General features: G+C 42.9%; 22 protein-coding genes, 1 tRNA gene, 2 pseudogenes and 1 riboswitch. Of the genes and pseudogenes, 20 read left to right on the top strand and 5 right to left on the bottom strand.

Annotated elements, in window-relative coordinates; translation table 11 throughout:
- Nucleotides 1-56: 56 nt before the first annotated feature.
- The 11 genes from VM640_RS05690 (at nt 57) to VM640_RS05740 (ending at nt 12,194) form a co-directional block, all read left to right on the top strand.
- A complete protein-coding gene (locus VM640_RS05690; RefSeq protein ID WP_325390451.1) occupies nt 57-884 on the top strand; it encodes an electron transfer flavoprotein subunit beta/FixA family protein in 828 nt (275 codons plus the stop codon).
- On the top strand, nt 884-2,188 hold the full coding sequence (locus VM640_RS05695) for an FAD-binding protein (protein ID WP_325390452.1): 1,305 nt from the start codon (nt 884-886) through the stop codon (nt 2,186-2,188). The genes VM640_RS05690 and VM640_RS05695 overlap by 1 nt, the downstream gene beginning before the upstream one ends.
- A gap of 12 nt (nt 2,189-2,200) precedes the next feature.
- Entirely contained in the window at nt 2,201-3,493 is a 1,293-nt protein-coding gene (locus VM640_RS05700) for an FAD-dependent oxidoreductase (RefSeq protein ID WP_325390453.1), read from the top strand.
- A complete protein-coding gene (locus tag VM640_RS05705) occupies nt 3,490-3,768 on the top strand; it encodes a ferredoxin family protein (RefSeq protein WP_325390454.1) in 279 nt (92 codons plus the stop codon). Before VM640_RS05700 ends, VM640_RS05705 begins: the two co-directional genes overlap by 4 nt.
- A 312-nt stretch (nt 3,769-4,080) precedes the next feature.
- A complete protein-coding gene (locus tag VM640_RS05710; RefSeq protein ID WP_325390455.1) occupies nt 4,081-4,935 on the top strand; it encodes a rhomboid family intramembrane serine protease in 855 nt (284 codons plus the stop codon).
- 234 nt (nt 4,936-5,169) lie between these two features.
- Nucleotides 5,170-7,218 carry a penicillin-binding protein gene (locus VM640_RS05715; protein ID WP_325390456.1) on the top strand — a complete coding sequence of 683 codons (2,049 nt, stop codon included), beginning with the start codon at nt 5,170-5,172 and terminating at the stop codon, nt 7,216-7,218.
- 97 nt (nt 7,219-7,315) lie between these two features.
- Entirely contained in the window at nt 7,316-8,719 is a 1,404-nt protein-coding gene (gene pepV, locus VM640_RS05720) for a dipeptidase PepV (protein ID WP_325390457.1), read from the top strand.
- Nucleotides 8,720-8,915: 196 nt separating this feature from the next.
- Complete coding sequence (locus VM640_RS05725; protein WP_325390458.1) at nt 8,916-9,986, top strand: M42 family metallopeptidase; 1,071 nt, start codon at nt 8,916-8,918, stop codon at nt 9,984-9,986.
- A complete protein-coding gene (locus tag VM640_RS05730) occupies nt 9,977-10,993 on the top strand; it encodes a M42 family metallopeptidase (RefSeq protein ID WP_325390459.1) in 1,017 nt (338 codons plus the stop codon). Before VM640_RS05725 ends, VM640_RS05730 begins: the two co-directional genes overlap by 10 nt.
- A 23-nt stretch (nt 10,994-11,016) precedes the next feature.
- A complete protein-coding gene (locus tag VM640_RS05735) occupies nt 11,017-12,027 on the top strand; it encodes a M42 family metallopeptidase (RefSeq protein ID WP_325390460.1) in 1,011 nt (336 codons plus the stop codon).
- A gap of 91 nt (nt 12,028-12,118) precedes the next feature.
- Nucleotides 12,119-12,194, top strand: a tRNA-Lys gene (locus tag VM640_RS05740).
- 213 nt (nt 12,195-12,407) lie between these two features.
- Here the strand turns inward: VM640_RS05740 and VM640_RS05745 are convergent.
- A complete protein-coding gene (locus VM640_RS05745) occupies nt 12,408-12,821 on the bottom strand; it encodes a hypothetical protein (protein ID WP_325390461.1) in 414 nt (137 codons plus the stop codon).
- A gap of 366 nt (nt 12,822-13,187) precedes the next feature.
- On the opposite strand from VM640_RS05745, the gene VM640_RS05750 reads away from it, so the two are divergent.
- Entirely contained in the window at nt 13,188-13,805 is a 618-nt protein-coding gene (locus VM640_RS05750; RefSeq protein ID WP_325390462.1) for a 4Fe-4S dicluster domain-containing protein, read from the top strand.
- Here VM640_RS05750 and VM640_RS05755 read toward each other — a convergent pair.
- Nucleotides 13,784-14,485, bottom strand: a complete 702-nt coding sequence (locus VM640_RS05755; protein ID WP_325390463.1) for a Crp/Fnr family transcriptional regulator — start codon at nt 14,483-14,485, stop codon at nt 13,784-13,786. The genes VM640_RS05750 and VM640_RS05755 overlap by 22 nt on opposite strands.
- 308 nt (nt 14,486-14,793) lie before the next feature.
- Here VM640_RS05755 and VM640_RS05760 point away from each other — a divergent pair, with 308 nt between their 5' ends.
- From VM640_RS05760 to VM640_RS05780, 5 genes and pseudogenes are all read left to right on the top strand, one after another.
- Nucleotides 14,794-15,741, top strand: coding sequence for a molybdopterin dinucleotide binding domain-containing protein (locus VM640_RS05760; RefSeq protein ID WP_325390464.1), 948 nt, complete (start codon nt 14,794-14,796; stop codon nt 15,739-15,741).
- Nucleotides 15,742-15,753: 12 nt separating this feature from the next.
- Complete coding sequence (locus VM640_RS05765) at nt 15,754-16,350, top strand: 4Fe-4S dicluster domain-containing protein (RefSeq protein ID WP_325390465.1); 597 nt, start codon at nt 15,754-15,756, stop codon at nt 16,348-16,350.
- Nucleotides 16,351-16,364: 14 nt separating this feature from the next.
- The gene (gene nrfD, locus VM640_RS05770) at nt 16,365-17,252 is read left to right on the top strand and encodes an NrfD/PsrC family molybdoenzyme membrane anchor subunit (protein WP_325390466.1); all 888 of its coding nucleotides are present in this window, start codon (nt 16,365-16,367) and stop codon (nt 17,250-17,252) included.
- A gap of 83 nt (nt 17,253-17,335) precedes the next feature.
- Nucleotides 17,336-17,469, top strand: a riboswitch (molybdenum cofactor riboswitch).
- Nucleotides 17,464-18,486, top strand: a complete 1,023-nt coding sequence (locus tag VM640_RS05775; protein ID WP_325390467.1) for a molybdopterin-binding protein — start codon at nt 17,464-17,466, stop codon at nt 18,484-18,486. Its footprint overlaps the riboswitch before it by 6 nt.
- Before the next feature lie 106 nt (nt 18,487-18,592).
- A pseudogene (locus tag VM640_RS05780) lies at nt 18,593-20,122 on the top strand (IS5 family transposase).
- A gap of 100 nt (nt 20,123-20,222) precedes the next feature.
- On the opposite strand, the gene VM640_RS05785 reads toward VM640_RS05780, so the two are convergent.
- On the bottom strand, nt 20,223-20,621 hold the full coding sequence (locus VM640_RS05785) for a hypothetical protein (protein WP_325390468.1): 399 nt from the start codon (nt 20,619-20,621) through the stop codon (nt 20,223-20,225).
- Between the two features lie 342 nt (nt 20,622-20,963).
- On the opposite strand from VM640_RS05785, the pseudogene VM640_RS17150 reads away from it, so the two are divergent.
- Nucleotides 20,964-21,284 (top strand): annotated as a pseudogene (locus VM640_RS17150) (transposase); the annotation flags it as partial.
- Nucleotides 21,285-21,294: 10 nt separating this feature from the next.
- Here the strand turns inward: VM640_RS17150 and VM640_RS05790 are convergent.
- Together VM640_RS05790 and VM640_RS05795 are read right to left on the bottom strand one after the other, a co-directional pair.
- Nucleotides 21,295-22,656, bottom strand: coding sequence for a VWA domain-containing protein (locus tag VM640_RS05790; protein WP_325390469.1), 1,362 nt, complete (start codon nt 22,654-22,656; stop codon nt 21,295-21,297).
- A gap of 5 nt (nt 22,657-22,661) precedes the next feature.
- Nucleotides 22,662-23,549, bottom strand: a complete 888-nt coding sequence (locus VM640_RS05795) for an AAA family ATPase (protein WP_325390470.1) — start codon at nt 23,547-23,549, stop codon at nt 22,662-22,664.
- Between the two features lie 151 nt (nt 23,550-23,700).
- Between VM640_RS05795 and VM640_RS05800 the strand changes: the two genes are divergently transcribed.
- Entirely contained in the window at nt 23,701-24,057 is a 357-nt protein-coding gene (locus VM640_RS05800) for a NifB/NifX family molybdenum-iron cluster-binding protein (protein WP_325390471.1), read from the top strand.
- A gap of 99 nt (nt 24,058-24,156) precedes the next feature.
- On the top strand, nt 24,157-24,282 hold the full coding sequence (locus tag VM640_RS05805) for a hypothetical protein (RefSeq protein WP_325390472.1): 126 nt from the start codon (nt 24,157-24,159) through the stop codon (nt 24,280-24,282).
- Nucleotides 24,283-24,595 lie beyond the last annotated feature (313 nt).

The raw sequence follows: 24,595 nt of genomic DNA on the forward strand, positions 1-24,595 counted from the left end.
TTTACATGTGTATTAGGAAGAAGTTCACAAGATAAAGGATAGAGGAGGGAGCTAATTTGCATTTCGTAGTCTGTTTAAAGCAAGTACCGGATACTTCCGAAGTCCGGATTGATCCTGAGACGAATACGCTTATGCGTCAAGGGGTACCGTCAATTATTAATCCTTATGATGCACATGCATTAGAAGAAGCAATCCGGCTCAAGGAAAAAGTAGGTGGAAGGGTTACCCTCGTTAGCATGGGACCACCACAAGCCCTGGAAGCTTTGAAAAAAGGCATGTCCTTTGGTGCGGATAGAGCAATTCTACTCAGTGACAGAGCCTTTGGTGGCTCTGATTCGCTAGCAACGGCTTATATCCTTTCATCAGCGATTCGTAAAATTCACGAAGAGGATCCCATTGATCTCATTTTTGCAGGTAAAGAGGCTATTGATGGAGATACCGCACAAACAGGTCCTGGAATCGCTCAACGTTTAGGTTTCCCCCAATTAACGTATTCAATTACGGTTCGTGAGCTCACGGAGACAACAATTACCGTTGAACGAAAAACAGAAGGCGGTCGTCAGGTAGTCCAAGCCCAATTACCCGCACTAATAACTGTTGAAAAAGAGCTTAACGATCTACGTTATGCTTCTTTGCCAAACATGATGAACGCTGCGAAATATGAACCAGAAATCTGGTCTGCCAAGTCCTTAGAATTTGATGCAACTCAGATGGGGCTCAAAGGATCTCCCACAAGTGTATCACGTATTTTCGCTCCTCCTGCTCGCTCTGGCGGAGAAACAATTGATGGCACAAAAGACCCAACTGGTACTGCCAAGTCTCTCGTAGAGACACTTTTTCAGCAAAATATTATACACCCCCTAGCGAAGGGAGGACAACATTAATGGCCGTTAATATTGACAAATCAAAATGTATTGGGTGTGGTGCCTGTACTGTCGAATGTCCAGTTGAAGCACTCGAACTCGTGGATGGAATCGTTGAAGTCAACGCAGAAAAGTGTACTAATTGTGGAAGCTGTGTCAAAGTTTGTCCAGCCGATGCCCTTAGTTTACCAGAACAAGCTGCCAAACCTCTAGAAAAGGGCGCAGAAACCGAAGCTACCCAAGCAGTTCAAGCTTCTTCACCGGAAAACGAGATAAAAGTTCAAAAAGCGCATATTGCTCCGGTCGCCGGTGGCGATGTTTGGAGTGGCGTCTGGGTCATCGCTGAATATATGAATGGCAATATTGCCCAAGTATCTTGGGAATTACTCGGTGAGGGTCGAAAGCTCGCTGATGCCATTGGCTGTGAACTTTGCGCTGTTGTTACTGGTTATCAAGTCGATCATGTTATTTCCGAGGCGTTTGCCTATGGAGCTGAGAAAGTCTATGCTGTAGATACCGAAATACTCAAAGACTACCGGACTGAGGCATACGCAGATGCCATTGTCGACCTCGTCCAAAAATATCAACCGGAAATTATTCTTATGGGCGCAACCTCAATGGGACGTGATGTCTTCCCGGCAGTAGCGACCAAAATGAAGACGGGATTAACGGCTGACTGCACGGTTTTGGAAATTGACCCTGAAACTAAATTCTTAAAAATGACTCGTCCTGCCTTTGGTGGAAATATTATGGCGACAATTCTTTGTCGTACACATCGTCCACAGATGTCTACGGTTCGTCCGCGGGTTATGGCAATGCCTGAACGCGTTGAAGGACGTGAAGGGACTATTATCCGTGAGAAATTGGAGCTCAATGATAATGATTACCGTTCGAAAGTAATTGAGTTCATCGCGTCTACCGCGAAAAGTGCTTTCCTCGATAAAGCAGAAATCATAGTTGCGGTTGGTCTTGGCTTAGGTTCGAAGAAAAATATGGTGATCGTTGAAGAACTCGCTGATGCTGTTGGTGGTACAATTGCGGGCTCCCGTGGTGCAGTTGAAGCGGGTTGGATTTCGCATGATCAGCAAGTTGGGCAAACCGGGGTAACTGTCCGCCCTAAACTCTATATTGCGATCGGGATATCCGGTGCGATCCAACACTTGGTTGGGATGCAAACCTCAGATTATATCATAGCTGTTAATAGTGATCCAGAAGCATCGATATTTAATGTTGCAAACTACGGAATCGTTGGAGACCTTTTCCAAGTGGTTCCTGCCTTAACAGCTGAATTCAAAAACCGCCTACAGCACAGCGTGGCGAAATAAGGAGGGGCATACATGGAAAACTTTGATGTGATCGTCGTTGGCGGCGGTCCTGCCGGCCTGTCTGCCGCGATTAGTGCTGCCAGAGCAGGCATGAAAACTGTAGTCATCGAACGTGGCGATTATCCTGGTACGAAAAATGTAATGGGTGGTGTTCTCTATTCCCGAGCAACAGAAGCTGTTATTCCTGAATTCTGGAAAGAAGCACCCCTTGAAAGACCAGTTATTGAACAACGTTATGGCCTATTAACCGGGAACGAGATTATTACCGCAGCCTATCGTGATCCTCTTTGGGCTGAACCTCCCTATAATGCCCATACCGTTCTACGGGTAAAATTTGATGGCTGGCTTGCTAAAAAAGCAGAACAAGCAGGAGTTATGATTATCCCTGAAACAGTTGTCGAAGATCTGCTTTATAAGGGAGATCTTGTTGTCGGAGTACGCACAGGACGTGCTGAAGGCGATCTGGGGGCTAAAGTTGTAATCTTGGCTGAAGGTGCTAACAATTTCGTGGCGCACAAAGCGGGGTTAGCTCAGGATCTGCAACCAGATACGGTCGCTGTTGCTGTCAAGGAAATAATTGCGCTTCCTCAGGAAAAGATAGAAGACCGTTTCTGTCTCGAACCTGGACAAGGAGCTACGATTGAATTATTTGGAGACTCCACAGACAGCATGTTGGGCACCGCTTTTATTTACACCAATCAAGATTCGCTTTCCATTGGAGTTGGCGTTATTCTTAAACAAATGATTGATAAAAAATGGACTCCTAATGACCTTTTAGAAAACCTGAAAGCGAAACCGTATGTTAAACGATTGTTGCAAGGGGGAGAAACCAAAGAATACCTTGCGCATTTACTTCCTGAAGGTGGCTATAAGGCCATGCCGAAACTGTACCGTCAAGGCGTTCTCGTTGCCGGAGACACGGCTATGCTCGTCAATGGATTAAACCGCGAAGGTTCGAATTTAGCAATGACTTCAGGTCTCATTGCCGGACAGGTAGCAGCTGAAGCTATTAAATCTGGTGATATCAGTGCCCATGGAATGAGTGTATATGAAACTCGACTTCGCGACTCGTTTGTGGTCAAGGACCTCTACAAATATCGCAATATCAATCACTTCTTTGAAAAGAATCCACACTTCTTTAAAGTTTATCCGGAAATAGTCTCAAATGCTGCTCGGACGTTCTTTAGTGCAAACGAAACACCAAAGAGTGAGGGGTTCAAGCAAATTGGCAAAATGATGTTTGAGCGGCGTTCTAAAGGCGCTATGTTCTCAGATATCTTTGGAGCATGGAGGGCACTGAAATGAAATTAGATGATAAATTGTATTTAGTGCGCTTTAATACTGACATCCAGAATCATATTAAAATAAAAGATTCTGAAGTTTGTCTTAAATGTCAAGATAAGCCTTGTACGCGTATCTGTCCAGCTCATGTGTATGACTGGGATGAAGAAGAGAACCGGATTTCTGTGGGATATGAAGGGTGCTTAGAGTGTGGTACCTGCCGTATCGGTTGTCCTTCTGGCAATATTGCATGGCAGTATCCGCGTGGTGGCTTCGGAGTATCCTGGAAAAACGGATGATGTTATTTAAATCATAAAAAAGAAGGCAGTGATTATCATTGCCTTCTTTTTTATGATTTGTTTTGACAGGATACGTCTAGCCCTTTAGAATGTTAACTATACGTTCAACTTAGCATTCTTTGATATTTAAAATACCATCTGAAGTATACTTTAGTTAAGACCGGATGAGAGGAGGCGTCACTTATCTATCGGCAGATTTTATCAAATCTTAGCTATGATGGCTGGAGAATTGAAACCTTAAGCTCAGGTTGGCACACCGCAATTAAAGATAACCAGGGGCTTCTTTTTTGGGTTTACCAACCCCGTCAACCTATGTTACCCCCACCTACCAATCCCGAAATTAAAAAGTGGGAAGCCTTTATTTTCTGCCCGGAAGGATTAAGATCCCAGGATCTCAATCAACCCGTTCTCCAAAACATTCAATCCTGGTTCATAGATCTCCAAACAGGGCTAGTCTTTCCTTATCCGCCGAATCCGAAGGAAAAAACCATGGATTGGCTGCTAACTTACGTGAATCTCAACAATCAATCTCTTCCTAGAAATAGTGAGAGCTCTTGGGAAAATGAAAACTTAGATACTCCACAATCGAAAAAATTTACGCCTTATGTTACGTCTATTTTGATTGCCCTTAATATTATTGTTTTCATCCTGATGATCCTAGCAGGTGATTCACCCGTCCAGCGTATACAAGTCTTATTTGGGGAGAACCAACGTATTCTCGTTTTATTTGGAGCAAAGGTTAATGATCTAATTCTCCAAGGACAGCTCTGGCGTCTTTTTACAAGTATGTTTATTCATATTGGTTTTTTTCATCTCGCATTCAACCTCTATGCGCTATGGGTATTAGGTACCTTTTGTGAGGAACGCTTCGGGCATCGACGCTTTCTCCTCCTTTATTTAATTAGCGGATTAGGCGGTTCGCTGTTCAGCTTCCTTTTTACAGATGCACTTTCAGCTGGAGCTTCAGGTGCCATTTTTGGTCTTCTCGGTGCCCTGATTCCGTATGCCTGGAAACAACCCCGCTTATGGAAGTCTGGGTTAGGGAAAAATCTTATTGTTATTATTGTCATTAACCTTGGACTAGGGATACTTCAACCGCAGATTGACATCTATGCTCATTTAGGTGGACTCCTCTTCGGTTTAATCATTGGATTTTTATTTCCATAAAATACATCTTTAGAAACTGCATGCTTTTACCATTCAGGGAAAAAATAGAATCGAAGCTCACGTTTTCTTAGCGAGGTGTTATCGAGGTAGTATTCTTGGTATCATCGATAGTTAAGAAAACTGAGCTTCTTATTTTTCTTCTTTCTTCCTTCCTTCAGAACATGCTATAATTGAGTTGGATAGTGGCTTCTAGTTGCTAGATTAAATGGTATTTGAGAGAGAGTGGGACAAACTGTGAAGACCCCCAAAAAACGCTCACGATTTAAGGGATACTTTAGACGCGAAAAAGTTGTTTACTTATTTTTAGTTGTACTAATCCTAGTCGTTGTCGGAAAACTGTTCAGTCTGCAAGTTGTTCAGGCATCAAACCTTAAGGCTGTCGGAATTGAACGACGTACACAAGATCAAAGCCTCCAGCCGGAACGAGGACAAATCTTGGATGCTCAAGGGCATGTGCTTGCCCAAAGTGTACCTGTCAAAGAAGTCTATGCGGACCCAAGGACTCTAAATACTTTAATCTCCGATGGTAAGAATTATAATAAAGAAGACATTTCCATTAAACTCGGAGATATTCTTGGCTTAAAAAGCGCAGATATCCTCAACAAGCTGAATCAAGATCTCGCTAGTGTCAGCCTTGCCCATCAGGTTGAATTAACTAAAGTCGATCAAATTCAGGCCTTAAAGATTCCTGGAGTCGGCTTTAACGATGAACAGAAACGTGCTTATCCCATGGATACCCTTGCATCTGCTGTCTTGGGAATTGTCAATCTCTCCGGGCATGGAGCCGAAGGGCTTGAATATTACTATGATAAAGAACTATACGGAACTCCCGGCTACGCCTCGCAGCAACAAGATTCCGGATTATCGTCCGTGTTGGAAACCCTCCATAATACTCAAACACCTCAAAAAGGAGCCGACTTAACGTTGACCCTAGACTCGACAATTCAGTATTTAGTTGAACAACAACTTGACGATTTAGCCAAAACTACACACGCGAATCGAATCTCGATCCTCGCTATGGATCCCATGACTGGCAAAGTCTTAGCAATGGGTTCTCGCCCTAACTTTAATCCGAATGACTATAACAAAACAGACCCAGAAAACCGCAAGAATCTAAATATTAGTATGTCTTATGAACCCGGATCCACCTTCAAAATTATTACTGGTTCCGCTGCCTTGGAAGAAGGAGCGATAACCCCCGATTCAAAATTTGAGGATCCAGGGTATTACAAAGTGGGTACACGTGTCATCACCAACTGGGACTCAGATCAAACGGTCCATGGTTGGTTGGATTTTACACAAGGCATGGAACTCTCGGATAACGTAGTTCTTTCACAAGTCGGAACGAAATTAGGTATCCCCCCTTTTTATACATATCTTAAGGCTTTTGGATTCGGGAGCAAAACAGGAATTGATATTGCTGGGGAAGAAAGCGGCTTACTCGTGCCCCAGAATCAAGCAAGAACGATCGATCTTGCCACCATGTCCTTCGGACAAGCGAACCTAGTTACTCCTATTCAACTATTATCTGCCATTTCTGCAGTTGCCAATGGGGGAACCCTCAATAAACCTTACGTTGTCGATAAAATAGTATACCCGGATGGCACGGTTCAGCAAAATAAACCTGTACCCATTAGGAAAGTCATTTCGAAAACAACCGCAGACCAAATGACTGGGATTCTGGAAAAAGTAGTGAATCAAGGGACCGGGCATCTAGCCCAGATTCCCGGCATTCGCGTTGCGGGGAAAACCGGAACCGCCCAGAAAGTGGATTCCAAAACGGGTCAATATTCAACAACAGATTTCATTGCCTCATTTACTGCCTTTGCACCAGCTGACGACCCCAAAATTGCCGTACTTATAACCATCGATACACCACGCGGGGATAGCCATCAAGGAGGTACTCTCGGCGGTCCAATAGCTAGAGCTATCATTGAAGGTGCTTTACAGCATTATGGCATTCCTGTCGCTAAAGAGACTCAAAGTGCTGTCTCTACTTTACCGGCAGGGTCGTTTACCCGCCCTGCCCCCCAACCAGTTACTCCTGTTCGTCAACCACTGGAAGGGGAGACAATCGTTCCTGACTTAACTGGCTTAACTCTCCGTCAAGCCGGAGATACCCTCGCCAAGTCTGAACTTCATTTTAACTTCTCGGGAACTGGTCTGGCCCAATCACAAACTCCTGCTCCTGGCCAAGTTGTTAACAAAGGCTCAACTGTGGAGATTAAGTTTTCTCCACTTAACGATTTAACAAATCCCATGCAAGGCGAGAGTTCACCTTAAAAATACAACTTCAACGCTTGAATAGGGTATGCTAGGATAATAATTGAAGCATCAGCGGAATCATTGAAACAAGCTCAAAGAAAATGGAGGAATCAGAATGCGTCTGGATCAAGCAATTGAAAAACTAAAAGAAGAATTGATAGCTGCTGTTCAAGGCTGTATCCAACTGGATAGTGTAAAAGATTTAGGAAAGGCCGGTCCAGGTGCACCCTTCGGACCTGGAATTCAACACTGCCTGGAGTGGACTCTTTCGCTTGGAGAAAAACTAGGATTTACGGCTCAAAACTTTGCGGGTTATGCCGGCCAAATTGAAATGGGAGAAGGGGAGCTTCTAGGAATTCTCGGACATTTAGATGTTGTTCCTGAGGGAGATGGGTGGTCTGTACCCCCCTTTAGCGGTCAAATTGTCGATGGGAAAATTTACGGTCGAGGGGCTACCGATGACAAGGGTCCAACTTTAGCTGCCTTATTCGCCATGAAAGCAATTCAAGATGCCGGACTTCCTTTGAATAAACGGGTGCGCCTAATCTTAGGAACAGATGAAGAATCGGGTTGGGCGGATATGGACTATTACAAACGACAGGTTGATCTACCCAAAATCGGTTTTGCACCAGATGCGGAGTTTCCACTTATCCACGCTGAAAAAGGGATCTTACACCTTGAACTGTCAAAGGAGCATGCACCATTTCCACACTTGCTTCTCCTCCAAGGCGGAGAACGAGCCAACGTTGTCCCTGATCTTTGCCATGTCACTTTAAAAGATTTGAACCTTCAAGAAGTCACCGCTGAATTAAACGCTTTCGATTTTCCCGACGGAGTAACCGCTCGACTTGAACCGCAGTCTACCGCATCGAATATTGAGCTCGTCTTCCAGGGCGTAGGTGCACATGGTAGTATGCCGCAAAATGGAAAAAACGCGGTACTTTATGCCTTACGCTTTCTCCAAACCTTATCCTTGAATTCTGAAGAACGTCAACTTATCACCTGGCTGAACCAACATCCAGGGACAGGCTTTTACGGCGAAGGCTTTGGCATCACGTTAAGTGATGAACATTCTGGCAAACTTTCCCTAAACTTAGGGATTATGAATCTTACCTCTCAAAAATCAACCTTCGTCATTGATATTCGTTATCCTGTCACCTTTAAAGATGTGGATGTACTCCAGCCGATTCAACAAATTGCTTCAGCTCAAAATTTTACCGTGAAAATCAACGAGCACCAAGCTGCTCACTATGTTCCTAAAGATAGTCCTTTAGTCACATCTCTCTTAAGCGCCTATACTGAAATCACCGGCCGAGAGGGGTACGCTTTTGCTATCGGTGGAGGGACCTATGCTAAGGTACTGCCTCAAGGGGTTGCCTTTGGTCCCACACTACCAGGTGAACCCGAAATAATTCACTGCCCAGATGAATATATTTCCATTGATAATTTAGTATTGACCACGAAAATCTATACCCAAGCCATTTTAAATCTTGCCTTAGACCCGAAATATAAAGACTAACTTCGCGCAAAGTGCCAATTCTGATGACAATTTGAGTGCTGAACCAAGATTTATAGCCCTTTTACAAAGTAGAAGGGCTATATTCTATTAATAACTCTAGCTTCATAAATTAATGAGATGCAGGAATTAGGACAACGAGAAAGAACGTTTTAAATAGATCTGGTTTCAAGATCGAGGGACAGGAAGGTGATATACCATGGAAAATGAACGTGTTAAGCACGCGAAAGAGTTTCTTAAGCTACTATCTGGACATCATGGCGTCTCTGGGTATGAGAGTTTGATCGCTCCCTTAGTTATTCAAGAATTTCAATCCAGCGCTGAAGAGGTTAAGACCGATCGATTTGGGAATATTTATGCGCTAAAAAAAGGAGAAACAGGACGTTATAAAATAATGCTCGCAGCTCATATGGACGAAATCGGATTAATGGTTAAAAAAATCGACCCTCGGGGGTTTCTTTGCTTTACCACAATTGGTGGCGTCGATCAACGAACACTTCTTTCACAGGAGGTCATCATCCATGGCCGTCAGCCTATTACCGGAGTCATAGGTTCGATGCCTCCTCATTTGGTTCAGGGCGATGGAGAAGATGGAAATGAAGCAGTAAAAATTGAGGACATGGGCATTGATGTCGGTCTGACACACGAAGAAATTCAAAAGGTCATCCAAGTTGGAGACATCATTACTTTCAAGCGGAGCCCCTTGGAATTATTGGGAGGGCTAATCGCCGGAAAATCCCTAGATGACAGAGCAGGTGTAGTCGTAATGCAGATCTGTCTTCAGGAACTTCACCGCCTTTACCATGCCCATGATGTTATTGCCGTCACTACCACCCAAGAGGAGATTGGTCTTCGAGGGGCTTTAACCAGTGCTTATACTTTGAATCCAGACCTTGCCATTGCTATTGACGTTACCCATGCAGCAACCCCAGACACAATGGGGCAGGTTAGTATTGAACTCGGAAAAGGGCCGGCCATAGCTCTTGGCCCAAATATCCACCCTCGCGTTTACGAAAGTCTTTCGGAGGCCGCTCAGAATGCTCGTATCCCATTTCAAATTGAACCCATTGCAGGAATGACGGGTACAGACGCTTGGGCGATCCAGGTCGCTCAAGCAGGTGTTCCTACAGGTCTGCTCTCGATTCCACTGAGGTATATGCACACCTCAGTGGAAACCATTGATATGCAAGATGTCATTAATTCTGGTCTCTTGCTCGCTCACTTCATCGCCAGCCTGCCAGAGGACTTGGAGGGAAGCTTATGTTATTAAAAAAGCTGAGTGAATTAAAAGGTACTTCTGGAGCTGAAAAAGCAGTTCGCGATACACTGCGTGAAGAAATCGCACCTTGGGTTGATTCTATTTCTGTTGATAAAATAGGAAATCTCATCGCCACTAAGAAAGGTTCGGAGCCTGCCCCAGAAATTCTTCTTACGGCCCATATGGATGAAGTGGCGCTGATGATTACCGAAATTACCCCAGATGGATTTCTGAAATTTCGTTCGGTTGGCCTAATCGATCCTCGGATTCTTGTTTCCAAACCTGTTCAAATTTCAGGTATCAACGGGGTTATTGGGGCTAAAGCAATTCATTTACAAAAGCCGAAAGAGCGTCAACATGCACTGAAACTTGAACAGCTTTACATCGATATTGGGGCAAAATCCCAAGAAGAAGCCAATAAGCATGTAAAGTTAGGAGATTATGCTTATTTTATGACTAAGTTTGAATCCCTAGGTAGTGGGTTTTTCAAAGGTAAGGCTTTTGATGATCGCGTAGGCTGTTATATTATTACTGAAATTCTAAAGAAGAACTTTAATCTTGCCCTAGTTGCCGCGTTTACCGTTCAAGAAGAAGTTGGCCTTCGGGGTGCGAAGGTTGCCGCTTATCATCTAAAACCTGACTTTGCTCTTGTCTTAGAAGGAACAATTTCAGCAGATATGGCCCATCTCGAGGAAGAGGACTGGGTTACAGAACTCGGTAAGGGTCCGGCCATCTCCATCCAGGACCGCACCACGCTTTACAATCCCCAGCTTATTCGACAAGTTGTGAACTTAGCCAAGGAGAAGGGGATTCCGTTTCAGTTTCGGCGGGATAGTAGAGGCGATAATGACGCGGGGAAGATCCATTCTAGCCGGGAAGGAATTCCGACCTTGTCGATTAGTGTTCCCTGTCGTTATATTCATTCAAGTGTTTCCTTGGTCAAACAAGAAGATATCGACCATACAATTCAACTTGTTGAAGAAATTCTTCAAGCCATTCCTGATCATTTTAAATTTTAGCAGGATGAAGGAGGACTTTAAAAATGTCCAACGCACAAAATTTGCCGGATTACACCTTATTAGAACGTCTAAGTCAAGCCTATGGTCCTTCTGGGGCTGAGAAGGGGATTTCCGAGAAGATTGCAGCAGTCATTCAGCCTTATTGTGATTCGCTCACTCAGGATAAACTCGGTAACCTCATTGCCATTCGCAAGGGAAGCGGAAAAAAAATCATGATTGCCACCCACATGGATGAAATCGGGGTCATGATTACTCATATCGATGAAAACGGGTTCTTGCGATTTACAACCGTGGGTGGAGTTCATGTTGCTGAACTTCCGCATCGCCGTGTCCAATTTCAAAACGGACGTACCGGCATCATCAGCATGGAGAAACTTGATAAGCCTTCCGATTTAAAGCTCTCCAGACTCTATCTCGATATTGGTGCGGCTAATCAAGAAGAAGCTGAGCAAATCGTCCAGATCGGTGACAGTGCAGTTTTTACCGGAGAATTGGTCCACTCTGGCTCACGTATTCTCTCGAAAGCCTTAGATAATCGGGTCGGTTGTTTTGTTGCAATTGAAGCCCTGAAACGGGTTCAGACAGAACATGAACTCTCCTTCGCTTTTACTGTTCAAGAGGAAGTAGGGCTTAGAGGAGCTCAAACTGCAGCCTTTGCCCTTGATCCCGATGTCGCCATTGCCGTTGATGTAACCCTAACCGGCGATACGCCTAAAGCCCATCCCATGGAGGTTAAACTTGGAAATGGTGTGGCCATCAAAGTATTTGATCATTCCATGATTACTCCCCCACAGATCAAACAGTGGATGACTACTACGGCTGAAAAGTATAAAATTCCTTATCAATTTGAAGTTCTCGAATTTGGGGGCACAGACTCAGGAGCTATCCATCTGACCAAAGGTGGAATTCCAGCTGGAGTACTTTCCATTCCAACGCGTTATGTCCATAGCCCTTCAGAAATGATTGATAGTAAAGATGTTGAAGCAGCCGTTAATCTTCTCGTCGCTTTGCTTGAAGGACCTATTAACTTGTAATCTTTGATGCTTCTGCTGGCCCAAAATAAATTGTCGAAAATGCTTGAATTTTGATAAAGAAACTTGTATACTAATAACGTTGTCTCAACGAGCGCCACTAGCTCAGCTGGTAGAGCATCCGACTCTTAATCGGCAGGTCCACGGTTCGAACCCGTGGTGGCGCACCATTAATTTTTGAAACATGCTAAATCAGGCATATCAGTTAATCTGAGATGCCTGATTTTATATTTTCAGGGTTACGATTTTTGAAGGAAAATTTTCTAGTCGGAAGGAGGGCATTTTCTATCTGCTTGCTAATAATTCCATATTAACATTGCTTAACACTAAAAAATGAAACCCTTGACTTGCAAGGGTTTCAGGAGATAGCTGAAGAGCGTTGTCTACTTATTTTCTGGTGACTGTTCGGTTTCGTTAGGAACTTTACTAATTTCTTCAACAGCTTCTACTTGTTCAGTAGCATCAGTACCCAAAGCGCTAACTTCAGGCTTAGCTAACACCGTTAAGCATTTTGAGACCTTTTGATTTATTATGCCCGTTGCAAATAAAATAAAAGCAATACCACCATAAACCGCGATTGGCTCAAATATTCCTGGGAGCAGTTGATTTGGTATTAATTGCTTAACAACTTCAGCTGAAGGATAGCCTTGAGCTACATATTGAGCAACACTATTTTTGAATAATAAAACATTATTTACCAAAAACGCAATTGCGATAAGAGTTACTAATATAGCTACAATATATAATACAATTGAACTGATAGGATGTTTGGAACTTTCTTTTCTTTTAAGTTTCATATGATTTTATTTCCTTTCTCAAAAAACAGGTTAAATTTTAAATTATGATTTCATTGCCAAAGAAGTATAAATTGCCATGAACGTTGCTCCACTAGTTATACCCAAATCTCCTTTTCTTAATTTATTAATACTATGTTTACTCCTTTCCAGATGCATGATAACGTTTTCTACTATGCTATTATATAGCTAGAAACTGAAAGATACCTGAGGATTATCTGAAAGTTTGTTGAGGGCTAGCAGATATATCAAGGTTTTGAAGTGCTTATTATTTATTTATAAGTTTTCAGGGAAGGTGTGACCTAAAACACATACTCTTTCAATTATTCTTGTTAAAATTTTGATAGAGTAAAAGATACGGAGGTATACATGGATACACATCAGGCTTATTCTTTTGAGCAATGTCGTGAACATTGCCCAAAAGCTGCCATGGATTGGGCAGATTTAGCTCAAGATCTTGAATTAGCTCTCCAGAATCTTAACCTGGATGCAATACTTAAAAAACGTTTTAAGCCCTTTCTTTTTCACCATATCCTTAAGATTGGGCTAGCGGGATGTCCCAATGCATGTTCTCGACCCCAAATTAAAGATATCAGCCTAACTGGTTTCGTAACTCCTCAACTTTCCGATAATTCTTGCTCTGGATGTCAAACGTGCGTATCCGTTTGTCTGGAAAAAGCGATTACCTGGGAAAATGACGTAATCGTTATCGACACTGATCTTTGCGTATCGTGTGGAGAATGCATTCGTAACTGTCTAACTGAAAAGATCGTTCCGCAAGAATCAGGTTGGATTCTCAGTTTGGGTGGGCGCTTAGGAAGGCATCCCCAATTGGCGAAATTTGTGAGTCGAGTCACAACTGACAAGGAAGCAAAGGATTGGCTAGTGCAAATTCTGAACGATTATTGTACTGAAGGGTTAACCGAAGAGCGATTTAGCCACTTTCTTGGTCGAAGAAAATGGGTTCATGAACCCAACCGTTCATGAACCCATTTTCTTAGTTCCTCTAGGTTTAAGATCTTAATTTTCTTATGCTCCACTTCGATAATCCCGAGTTCCTTCAATTCACTAAGGATTCTACTCACAGATTCGCGAGCTAAACTACACATTCCTGCAAGTTCAGTCGTTGAAAGAGGAATAGCAATTAAAATTCCATCTTCAACAACCTGACCATGAACATGGGCTAAGGAAAAAAGTTTAGCGCCAAGACGTGAACGCGCATCGCCAAGTGCCACATTCTTGATTTGACGATAAGCACGCCTTAAATCCAAAGCCATACTCTGATAAAACGCCATCAGAGCCTGAGGATTTTCTTTAAGATAATGGAGCAGGATTTTCTTATTCAGGACCAAGACCTCCGAATTTTCAACAGCTAAAGCGGCATAGGGATATGTTTTCCCATCGAGAATGACTTCTGGAAAGAAAGTAGGAGTTTGAACAACCCGGAAGATTTTTTCCGTAAATTCACTCGTTAAAAGGAACTCAATTCTCCCTTTAAGAAGAAAGAAAGCTGAACTGGCTTCTTCCCCCGAAAAAAATAAGTACTGTTTTGAAGTATAACGACGAATACGTCCTTGGGATTGGCAGAGTTCCCAAAAGCTTGGAGGAAGCTGATCCCATGTAGAATTAGTAATGAGCTGATCGAACTGATTTCCGTTATTCGACATATTCTAATATTATCTCCTTTTATCTTTATACTTGCTTTAAAGTAAAGTTCGTCTAAGATTATCTAAAACCTCTTTAAACATTAATGTTTTTTCCCGTTATTAAAGGGTATCATTCTGAGGATGAATGTTATGTGTAATTTCGATCTTCGGAAGCCCTGGTACAAGCACTCTATAAGAGTTATGACTGGAATGCGTAATGAGATGATATTATGTTACCTGCCCGGGGTATAGGGGTAAACCCAAGAAAATGATCCCTATGCCGACCATTAAAGTGATTAGTGAATATAATCAACAAAAAATGGCCATTTTTGTCGTTCGCGAAAAACCCCAAGAAACGCTATATTCTTTCTGGAGCAGGCCCCTCCACGGACCATACCCTTACCACTCGGTTTAGTGCAGTTGAGCCTAACCCAAATACAAAAGGGACTGCGGACATTCTTTTTGGGTTCGCCCAAGGCTTCGGAATGACTGATCGTTTAGTTCAAACGATTAGCGAACTCAATGGTATGAATCTTAAGGCTCTCCAAGAAGAGATTGGCAAAGCAGTTAAAGGTCAGCAAACTTATACTCAAGCCCTGCGGAATGTCTCCTTTGAGGAACATGCCAAGAACTTGGGAATGACAGCGGATAAGCTCGAACAAACCCTTCGCGAAAAAGGAGTGCTTGTCATCGAGTCCGCCAGTAAAATGAGGGAGCATGCAACAATAGCTAAAGATTTACCGGTACCTACTCCTTCTGGACGGATTGAAATCTATTCCTTGATGCTTGCTGGCTTCACTATGCAACAAGGCTATCACCCGAACTGGGATCCGGGGCTCGTTTACATTCCTCCGCAAGTTAACCAAGCGAAAAAGCCGGATGAATTCAATTTCGTTTATGGAAAAACGCCAACGATATCATATGCATCCACGAATGCAAATAACCCCATCCTCATGGCTCTATCCAAGGTTAAAGAAGACGAGTTTATGGGCTTATGGATAAACCCCCAAAAAGCAACCCTGTTGAATATTAAAACAGGCGATACCGTCACGGTTGAAAACTTGGTGAGTGGACAAAAAGCTCAAATCAAAGCCTTTGTTACCGAGATGGTCCGTCCCGATACCGTGTTTATGTCTTCATCCTTCGGAACTGAAAACCCACTATTGAAAACCGCTGCTGGAGTCGGAACAGCTATCAATAAGCTGATTCCCTATCAAGTTGAGCCCATTGTGAGTGCATTTCGGAGCCAAGAGTTCACTGTTCGCGTAACAAAGTAAGGAGGAAAAAACATGACACGCTATGGCATGGTCATCGATCTGCGTTCCTGTGTGGGCTGTCAGGCCTGTAGTGCAGCATGCGCCTTAGAAAATCAAACCCCGTATTGGTCCAATAAATGGCGGACTACTGTCAAAGATATTCAAGTCGGCCAGTACCCTAATACTGGTCGGCACTTTGTCCCAACCATATGTATGCATTGTAAAGAACCGGCCTGCATGACGGTCTGCCCAACCAAAGCAACCTTTAAAACTGATGATGGCTTCATCTTGGTCAATTATGATACCTGTCTTGGGTGTAAAGCATGTATAGCAGCTTGCCCGTATGGTGCGCGCTATGTTTATAGCAAAGAGGACGTGCAGCAAGATAAAGAAATCTATGGTGATAATGCTCAACATACAAAAGTGCATATTGACAAGTGTACTTTTTGCCAAGACCGGATAGCCCGTGGGATGGAACCCGCCTGTGTCAGCACCTGTCCCACCACTTCCCGAATGGTTGGCGATTTGGACGATCCAACGAGCGCAGTAGCCAAAGCAGTCTCTTCTGGTTTGGCCAAACCACTCCGTCCTGATCTCGGTACTGAACCGCGTGTTTATTATATTTATTAAGGGGGGAATAATCCATGGCAAATCCGATGCATCCTGAACGCCAAGAAGGCTATGAATGGCCGGTAGGCGTCTATCTGTTTTTCGGCGGCTTGGGCGGCGCATTAATCACTTTATCCTATATATTTCATTTCTTTGCAGCAACTGTTCCGATGATCCGATTGGCAACTCTGAGTGGGCTCGTATTATTCGCCATTGCCGGTGTTTTCCTGATCTTTTTTGATTTAGAACGCCCGCTCAATGCGATTTACTCCTTGAATAACGTAACCAAGTCCGGAATCTCTTGGGACGTTGTGTTAATTATTCTCAACTTCGTATTTGGAATTCTCTTCGTGATTCCCGAATTCTCCAACTATAGTATATTCAGTGGTTTAGCTAGTTTGCTGGCACCTTATCAAGTCTTTTTTGGCTTAATAGCTGCTATTTCCGGATTCTTGTTCCCCATCATCTCCGCTGGCTTACTTGCTGCTCCGGCTGCAATTCCGCTTTGGCATACACCGGCCCTTCCACTTCTTTATCTCATAACTTCTTTCTCTTTAGCCATCGCTTATCTGGGAGCGCTTTTTAGCCCAGTAGGTACACTTTACACGACTTTTCTCGGCGGAATATTTGCCTTAACTGCTTTAACCTTTGCTATTTCCTTAGCCTATCTCGAACATACCCATAATGGCCCCATCGAAGCTAAAGAGGGTATGCACCGTATGTTAAAGACTCCCCGTTTCATTTTACTCTATCCTGTGGTAGGTGTTTTATTTCCTTTGGTTCTAAGTGCTTACTTATTTTTTACAGGTGCTACTTTGACTTGGGCTATGCTAGCTCTAACTATCGCTTTATTCCTTGGAGGTTTTGCTGCTCGGAACTGCGTGGTTAATAACGGAATTGAAACCTATCCCTGGCCTTATTGAGAAAACCATAAACCATAGACGAGCAAACAAGAGGGGAAGAACCCCTCTTGTTTTTATCACTATAATTAATACCTAAATTCATGTTATAATATTAAAGCCGAGCCTAGAGACCTAAAGTTTTTCCATGGTGCTAGGCCGTTTCAGAATTTCTGAAACCGGGGTTTATTTAGAAATGAATAAGCCTTCCATAACGAAAAGGAGGTTTTTTAGCGTGGAAAAGATTCGCGTCGAGGATGCTGTTGGAACCGTGCTCATGCATGATATGACTCAAATTATTCCTGGGAAAAGCAAAGGTCCCCGCTTTCGCAAAGGTCATATTGTTCAGGAAGAAGATATCCCAATCCTTTTAAGCATGGGAAAAGAGCATATTTATGTATGGGATCACACTCTAGGACTTATTCATGAAGATGAGGCTGCTGAACGATTGGCTAAAGCAGTAACCGGTTCCGGGCTCTCCTTATCGGAAACCAAAGAGGGAAAAATCAATATGGTTGCCGAGAAAGATGGGTTACTCTACGTTTCCGAAGAAACGATTTTGGCTCTGAACTCTCTTGAATATGTCGTTTTGGCTACGCTCCATAATTTCCGTCCTGTCAAAAAAGGAGAGAAAATCGCTGGTACTCGAGTCGTTCCCCTCATGGTCGATGAAAAAATCATTCTGGAAGCGGAACGCATTGCGCGTGAGTATTCAGAACCTATTTTACAGATTCGTCCCCTGAAATCTCATAAAATTGGAATTGTAACTACTGGGAGCGAGGTCTACCACGGTCGAATTCAGGACAAATTCGGTCCCGTACTCCGTTCAAAAGCGGAGAAGTGGGGTTCAGTTATCATCGGACAAAGCTTTGCCGATGATGATATATCCATGATTCAGGGCCAGATTCACGAACATCTTCGCCAAGGGGCAGAAATGATTTTCGTTACGGGCGGTATGTCTGTTGATCCAGACGATGTTACCCCGACAGCCATCCGTGGCCTGGGTGCTGAAATCGTAACCTATGGTGCCCCAGTTTTACCTGGAGCTATGTTTCTGTTAGCTTATTTTGACGGGATCCCAGTTATGGGGTTGCCTGGCTGTGTGATGTATTCCCGGACTACAGTCTTTGATTTAGTCGCAACCCGAATCTTAACGGGCGAACGGTTAACTCGTAAGGATATTGCTCAATATGGGCATGGGGGATTATGTTTAGAATGTCCAGAATGTACCTATCCTCATTGCGCCTTTGGAAAATAATTAGGCTTGATGAACAGCTGATGAATCCTAAATTAACAAGGTTTCTAGGGCCTTATGTCGAATTCTAATGCAAGGAAATATCGCAATTCAGGTTAGGAGGATCACCATGTACCGTCTACCGAATGGTCAAATGAGAATAGAAGATTTCGTCTTACCTTTTGAGGGAAAACTCAATCCGGACAATCGCTGGGTTAAGTTGTCACAGCTTATTCCTTGGGAAGAGATCGAAAAGACCTATGCTCAACTTTTTCCGTCCGATACAGGAACCGAAGCGAAACCCCTTCGGATGGCGCTGGGATCGCTTCTTATCAAAGAAAAATGTGGCTTTTCCGATCGAGAAACGGTTGAACAAATCAAGGAGAACCCGTATTTGCAGTTTTTTATCGGTTTAGAACGCTATTAAGATCGTAAAGATCCTTTTGACCCGTCTCTGATGGTTCATTTTCGCAAGCGCTTAACCTGATCGCCATCAACGAAATGATTTATCAGCCGGATACACAAGCTGAAACTGAAACTGAAACTGAACCTGAAAACGGAAACAAGAATTTTCAAGAACCTGGAAAGCCTGAAACGAGCAATTCTCCAAGATCCTCAAGATCCTGGAGAATTGCTCGTTTCAGGCGGCAGTCAAGATGAAAGCCCGGAAACCACGAGAAAGCCAACTCACAAAGGAAAACTGCTTCTCGATGCAACGTGTGCGCCAGCAGATGTTCGTTATCCAACGGATCTCTCTTTGCTGAATGAAGCGAGAGAAAAAACAGAAACGATGATCGATACCTTGTACCATGTTAATCTCGGGCTCAAGAAGAAACCTCGCACTTATCGCAAAAAGGCTCGCAAGCAGTATTTGGTCGAAAAACCCATACGAAAGTCATTCGCAAAGCCATCGGTAAACAACTTGGATATGTGGGAAGAAACTCAAAAACCATGGATCAACTGCTGAGTCTAGAAGGCCATGGGGTCTTAAGTCGTCGCCAATCCCAAAACTTGGAGACCATCCGCGTCCTTTATCAACAGCAGAAAACCATGTACACCTTAAAAACACACCAGGTGGATGACCGGATTGTAAGCATCAGTCAGCCTCATATTCGCCCGATCGTGAGAGGTAAAGCTAAGGCAGCAACAGAATTTGGAGCCAAAGTAGCGATCAGCATGGTTAACGGATACATCTATGTGGATGAGCTGAGTTGGGATCCCTTTAACGAAAGTGTTAACTTGCAGCAAGCCGTCGAAGACTACAAAAAGCGCTTTGGCTATTATCCTGAAGCCGTTTTAGCAGACCAAATCTATCGGAACCCAGATAAACCCAGATAACCGAGCTTTTTGCAAGAAAGAGGGTATTTGCTTGAGTGGTCCGTGTTTGGGACGACCGAAAGCGGGCGAAACAAGGATCAAAGAACGTATTGAATATCAAGACATGGGAGAACACAACGCAGTTGAAGGCGGATTCGGAGTAGGCAAGCGAAAGTACGGTTTAGCCCGAATCATGGCTCATTTAAAAGAGACGGCGGAGAGTGTAATTGTGCTGCAATTTATTGTGATGAACTTGGAGCATCGTCTCAGGGTTCTTTTTTACCCTTTTTACATTTTCGTATTAAGATGGGTTCAGAACGTTATTAGACAGGCTGATTATTAAATGTTTTAAAACTTGGAAGCTGTTCAGCAAACCCTAATTAATCCTAAAATTAGAGTCCTCAGATAAGGCTGTAGCTGTTATAGTCACTGGAATCAACATATCACTTATTAACTTGTAAGGACAAAACGTTATTTTCATCAACTGAATTAACCGTAACATTTATTTGCTCTTTGTAACCTTTCTCAATATAATCTACAAGGTATTCTTCGTGATCATTTCCTAGTTTATCTAAATAAAATATCTTTATTGACCCTTCAGTAAAGTTATTTGGTAATAACAATTTGGTTTTATACATTTTCTTTGGTAGTATTTCCGGAACTTCTGTATTATTATTAGAACTTGAATATATGATTTTTAATCCTGATATAGTTTCATCGGTTTTATTATTAATAGAAAGAGTGATACCTCTTGATGAATAGGAAATAAGCGCAAAAACGCAAATAATAATAGCTACTGGGATTATTGCTATAAGTATATAAGAAAATTTATTTTTTAACATATTTGTACCCTCCTAAAATTAAGAATGTTAAATCAACTATTATGGTTATATAGAATCGTAAACGGGCAACTTACTGTAACAGATTCTACTGGAAGACTATAGAATAAATCAGGAGAATAAATCAAGAGATATAAGGATCAGGATAAAACCTGGTCTTTATATTTTATTACGTTCTAATAAATTAGTATAATAGTTGATTTAACCAACGAAAGTACGACACTGATAGACTGCATAGAGAGGTTCAAAGCGCAGACAGGCGTTATCCCCAGAGAATCTTAGCCGACAAGATCTATTGCATCCGAAAGAATTTGGATTACTGCGAAATAAAACCTAAGCGGTCCGAAGCTTGGTCGTCCACCCAAAGATAAGGAAATCTATCGCGAGCAGTGCTGTCAGGAAAGAATGGAGGCGGGTGAACGAAACGATGTGGAAGGTGAATTGGGAAACGGGAAGCGGCGATACACCTTGGATCGTATCATGATGAGATTACAGGAGACATGTGAAACACAGATTCACATGGTATTTCTGTCTATGAATTTATGGAAAAGGCTAAGAGTCTTTTTAAACCCATTTTTCTCGTGGCTGCTTAGGGCCTTTCAGGATGCCACGGAAACAAAGTATTTTCCAAAAGTGAGGGTTGTTCAGCAAACCCTAATTAAATAACTTTAAATCACTAAAAAACCTTTCGACTTACAAGTTGAAGGTCTTTAACTGTTCTGCATCGGAAAATCTCAGAGCAATACGGTTTATATTCCTTTAAAACATTATCTGAGGTGAACCAATCTTTTTCATCCAAAGGATTCAGCCAGTATACCCGATTGACCTTCGCATTAATTTCTTGCAAATATTCCGCTTGTGCAGGACGATAATTATTTCGCCCATCACCAAGAATTAAGAGTGTAGCCTGGGAAGAGATGACAGCCAACCAGTCGGTTTGAAACTCTGCAAACACTTTTCCGTAATCTGAATAACCTGAGGAGTTACGCCGACTCCAGGCTTGAATCTTCTGGGATCCCCCTTGACTAAACTCCTCCTCATTCGTAACATCCCAAAGAGAATCAATAAAAAGGAAAATTCTAACTTTGCGAAACCGCAACTTAAGATGTGAGACTAAGAAAAGTAAAAACTCTGAATAGGGGAGAACTGAGTTGGAAATATCGCAAAGAACAACAAGCTCCGGCCTTCGCGGTACACGCTTCTGATATTCCAAGCGAAAAATACAGCCTTGCCCCCGAATAAGCTCCTGAATGGCTCTTTGCATATTGATTTCACCGCGAACAGAGGCTTTTTTTCTGAATCCTGGCCGTTGAGCTAAGCGTTTACCCAATAATTTAAGGGCCTGTTGGACAGTATTTTTTTCTTCCTGACTAAAAGATTCTAAAGGCCGATAAAGCCAATGCTCCGTTTTGAGAATTCCCCACTGATTTTCCTTCTGAATATGGTTCCAAAGCAATTCGTTACGGATTTTCTTTTGCCATTGAGCTTTTATAGTGATGAAATGGTCTAATTCCTCTTCAGTGATTTCGCCCCTCTGATAAGACAGCTCTTTGGAGTTAAGAACTTGATGTAGGTTCATCTGCCCTAAGACCCACTGAACTTGATCTTCCGTGGCCAATTCTTCTATTTCCTTAGGCATAGCCTGAAGAAATGCTTGAACGTTTTGCGGTGAAACGAGCTCACTCTCCGAACCTGTAGGATTAGGGAATACACTAATTCCCCCAAATCCTCGTCCTAATCCTTGACCACCAAGTGAGATCTGACTCTGTACGGGTATAACCCCATCTTCCTTCGGATCTGAGTCATCGAGGGACTCTCGCCTCAGCATGGACCAAATCGCCTCAAAAAGTTCATTCTCCGCAGAACGATGAATAAAATTTACTCTCAGCACTGTCTTTAGATCAAGATCGGGAAATCGTTTCAAGCAAGCTAAAACATTTTTCAGATCAGAGAGAGATATCGCAAATCCAGCTTCCCGCAACGCGTAGATCAGCTGAAGAAGGGACCAACCGTTCACCTTTGTCCCTTTTGAATTCATAGCTCTCACTCCAGACTCTCTTTTCCCCGAGATTCTTCGAGTTGCCAAGTTTTAAGACGCTCTTCCAATTTTCTTAAGTCACCTGGATATTTGAGCAGAAGGTTTAACGCCCCAGATAATTGATCAAACTCTACGCGCTCTTGTCTGAGAACCTGTAAAGCCTGAACAAAGTCAATACTTTCGGATACACTTGGTAATTTGCGCAACGGAAGTTTACGTACTCGAGCCACAAAACGACAAACGTCCTCAATCAATTCTGATCCTATTTCGGGATTTTTCCTTTTAAGAATCGTAATTTCCCGCAACAACGAAGGATAGTCTAGTTCAAGCAGGACACATCGTCTCCGTAGTGCGTCACTTAACTCCCGAGTGTTATTGCTCGTTAAAATCACGATCGGGCGCGTTACAGCGCGGAAAGTCCCTTGCTCAGGAATCGTGACTTGAAATTCGCCTAAGAGTTCGAGTAAAAAACTTTCGAATTCTTCATCACTCTTATCTAATTCATCAATCAGTAAGACCACAGGTTCAGGCGATAAAATCGCCTGAAGCAGGGGACGAGCGAGTAAAAATTCTTCATTGTAAAGATCATCTTTAATCTCATCCCAACCAGAATCTACACTTTGCAGACGTAAAAGCTGTTTGCGGTAATTCCAATCATAGAGTGCTTTTTGAACATCGAGTCCTTCATAACATTGTAACCGAATTAAAGGGCGCTTACTAACTCTTGCTAAGGCCAAAGCGAGTTGAGTTTTCCCCACTCCCGCAGGCCCTTCAATCAGACAGGGTTTTTCTAATGCTAAAGCTAGAAATAAAGTGGTTCCTTTTTGCTCATCAAGAATGTAATCTTCCTGTTCCAAGGATTGGATCATCTCAACCGGAGAATTCCATCTCATTCTCCAACTACCCCCTTATTACATAGATTTTAACACAGAAAACAAGAGTTTCTATGTTAAAAACGTCATTTGACACCACTTCACTCATAGATTATATTTATCAAATAATATGATGAACACCATCAATGAAGTGAAAGGAAGCGAATTAAACGTGAGTAAGAAAATTGCCATACCTACTGATGGAGAAATTGTCAATGGTCACTTTGGCCGTACTCAGGCCTTTACCATTTTTGAAATTGAAAATGGCCAGGTTCTTAACCAAGAGTTAATCGATACTCAAGGTTTTGAGCATCAGCACGCTGGAATTGCTCAACTTTTAAAATCAAAGGGTGCTGAGACGATTATTTGTGGTGGAATTGGATCGGGAGCGATTCAAGGCTTAGAAAGCGCAGGGCTAGAAGTTCTCAGAGGAGCCGGTGGTCCGATTCGAGATGTCGCCCAATCTTTCGCTAAGGGAACGTTTAAAGGGACAGATGCCGTATGTGACCATGAACACCACCAACATTAATTACTAATCAATAAAATTAAGGTATAAGGAATTCCTCTCTCGCAGAAAATATAATGAGTTTTCTTTAAATCCAAATTCCGTGGAAAGGATGGAGATGGAATGGGAGCACATAAAAAGGTCTCACGTGCCAAATCCCCGATTAGTGTAAGGGACCCACATTACACGGAGTATGATGTTCAGAAAGGACGTGATACGTTTCCAGCAAAGCATCCACCGAAAGGATAGTTCTCAATGCTCACATTGAGAATTTTTTAGAAGTGGTTTCTCATTAGTTCACTGAACTTTTGGGAAGCCTCTTTCTTCATTGTTTTTTGTAACATGTAGATAAACCGCTTTGGTCGTTTCTCCGTCACTGTGCTGAGTGTCCGCAGAATGCTTGGGGATCAGGCAAAGAAGGCAGAGGAAAGGCCTGCAAGGGAAAAATGCGGCGAATGTTCCGCTTGACACAGGACAATGTGCTTCCGATTCAGGTTTCTTTCGCGCCTAAAAGTATTAGCGTGATCGACAATTTCTTCAGTACTCGCTTAACGAATCGAAT

This window comes from Desulfitobacterium sp. (assembly GCF_035539115.1).
Lineage (GTDB): Bacteria > Bacillota > Desulfitobacteriia > Desulfitobacteriales > Desulfitobacteriaceae > Desulfitobacterium_A.

Coding starts and splice junctions, on each gene's coding strand:
- VM640_RS05695 (WP_325390452.1), top strand. CDS start 884: ATGGCCGTTAATATTGACAAATCAAAATGTATTGGGTGTGGTGCCTGT.
- VM640_RS05700 (WP_325390453.1), top strand. CDS start 2,201: ATGGAAAACTTTGATGTGATCGTCGTTGGCGGCGGTCCTGCCGGCCTG.
- VM640_RS05705 (WP_325390454.1), top strand. CDS start 3,490: ATGAAATTAGATGATAAATTGTATTTAGTGCGCTTTAATACTGACATC.
- VM640_RS05710 (WP_325390455.1), top strand. CDS start 4,081: ATGTTACCCCCACCTACCAATCCCGAAATTAAAAAGTGGGAAGCCTTT.
- pepV (WP_325390457.1), top strand. CDS start 7,316: ATGCGTCTGGATCAAGCAATTGAAAAACTAAAAGAAGAATTGATAGCT.
- VM640_RS05725 (WP_325390458.1), top strand. CDS start 8,916: ATGGAAAATGAACGTGTTAAGCACGCGAAAGAGTTTCTTAAGCTACTA.
- VM640_RS05730 (WP_325390459.1), top strand. CDS start 9,977: ATGTTATTAAAAAAGCTGAGTGAATTAAAAGGTACTTCTGGAGCTGAA.
- VM640_RS05735 (WP_325390460.1), top strand. CDS start 11,017: ATGTCCAACGCACAAAATTTGCCGGATTACACCTTATTAGAACGTCTA.
- VM640_RS05745 (WP_325390461.1), bottom strand. CDS start 12,821: ATGAAACTTAAAAGAAAAGAAAGTTCCAAACATCCTATCAGTTCAATT.
- VM640_RS05750 (WP_325390462.1), top strand. CDS start 13,188: ATGGATACACATCAGGCTTATTCTTTTGAGCAATGTCGTGAACATTGC.
- VM640_RS05755 (WP_325390463.1), bottom strand. CDS start 14,485: ATGTCGAATAACGGAAATCAGTTCGATCAGCTCATTACTAATTCTACA.
- VM640_RS05765 (WP_325390465.1), top strand. CDS start 15,754: ATGACACGCTATGGCATGGTCATCGATCTGCGTTCCTGTGTGGGCTGT.
- nrfD (WP_325390466.1), top strand. CDS start 16,365: ATGGCAAATCCGATGCATCCTGAACGCCAAGAAGGCTATGAATGGCCG.
- VM640_RS05785 (WP_325390468.1), bottom strand. CDS start 20,621: ATGTTAAAAAATAAATTTTCTTATATACTTATAGCAATAATCCCAGTA.
- VM640_RS05790 (WP_325390469.1), bottom strand. CDS start 22,656: ATGAATTCAAAAGGGACAAAGGTGAACGGTTGGTCCCTTCTTCAGCTG.
- VM640_RS05795 (WP_325390470.1), bottom strand. CDS start 23,549: ATGAGATGGAATTCTCCGGTTGAGATGATCCAATCCTTGGAACAGGAA.
- VM640_RS05805 (WP_325390472.1), top strand. CDS start 24,157: ATGGGAGCACATAAAAAGGTCTCACGTGCCAAATCCCCGATTAGTGTA.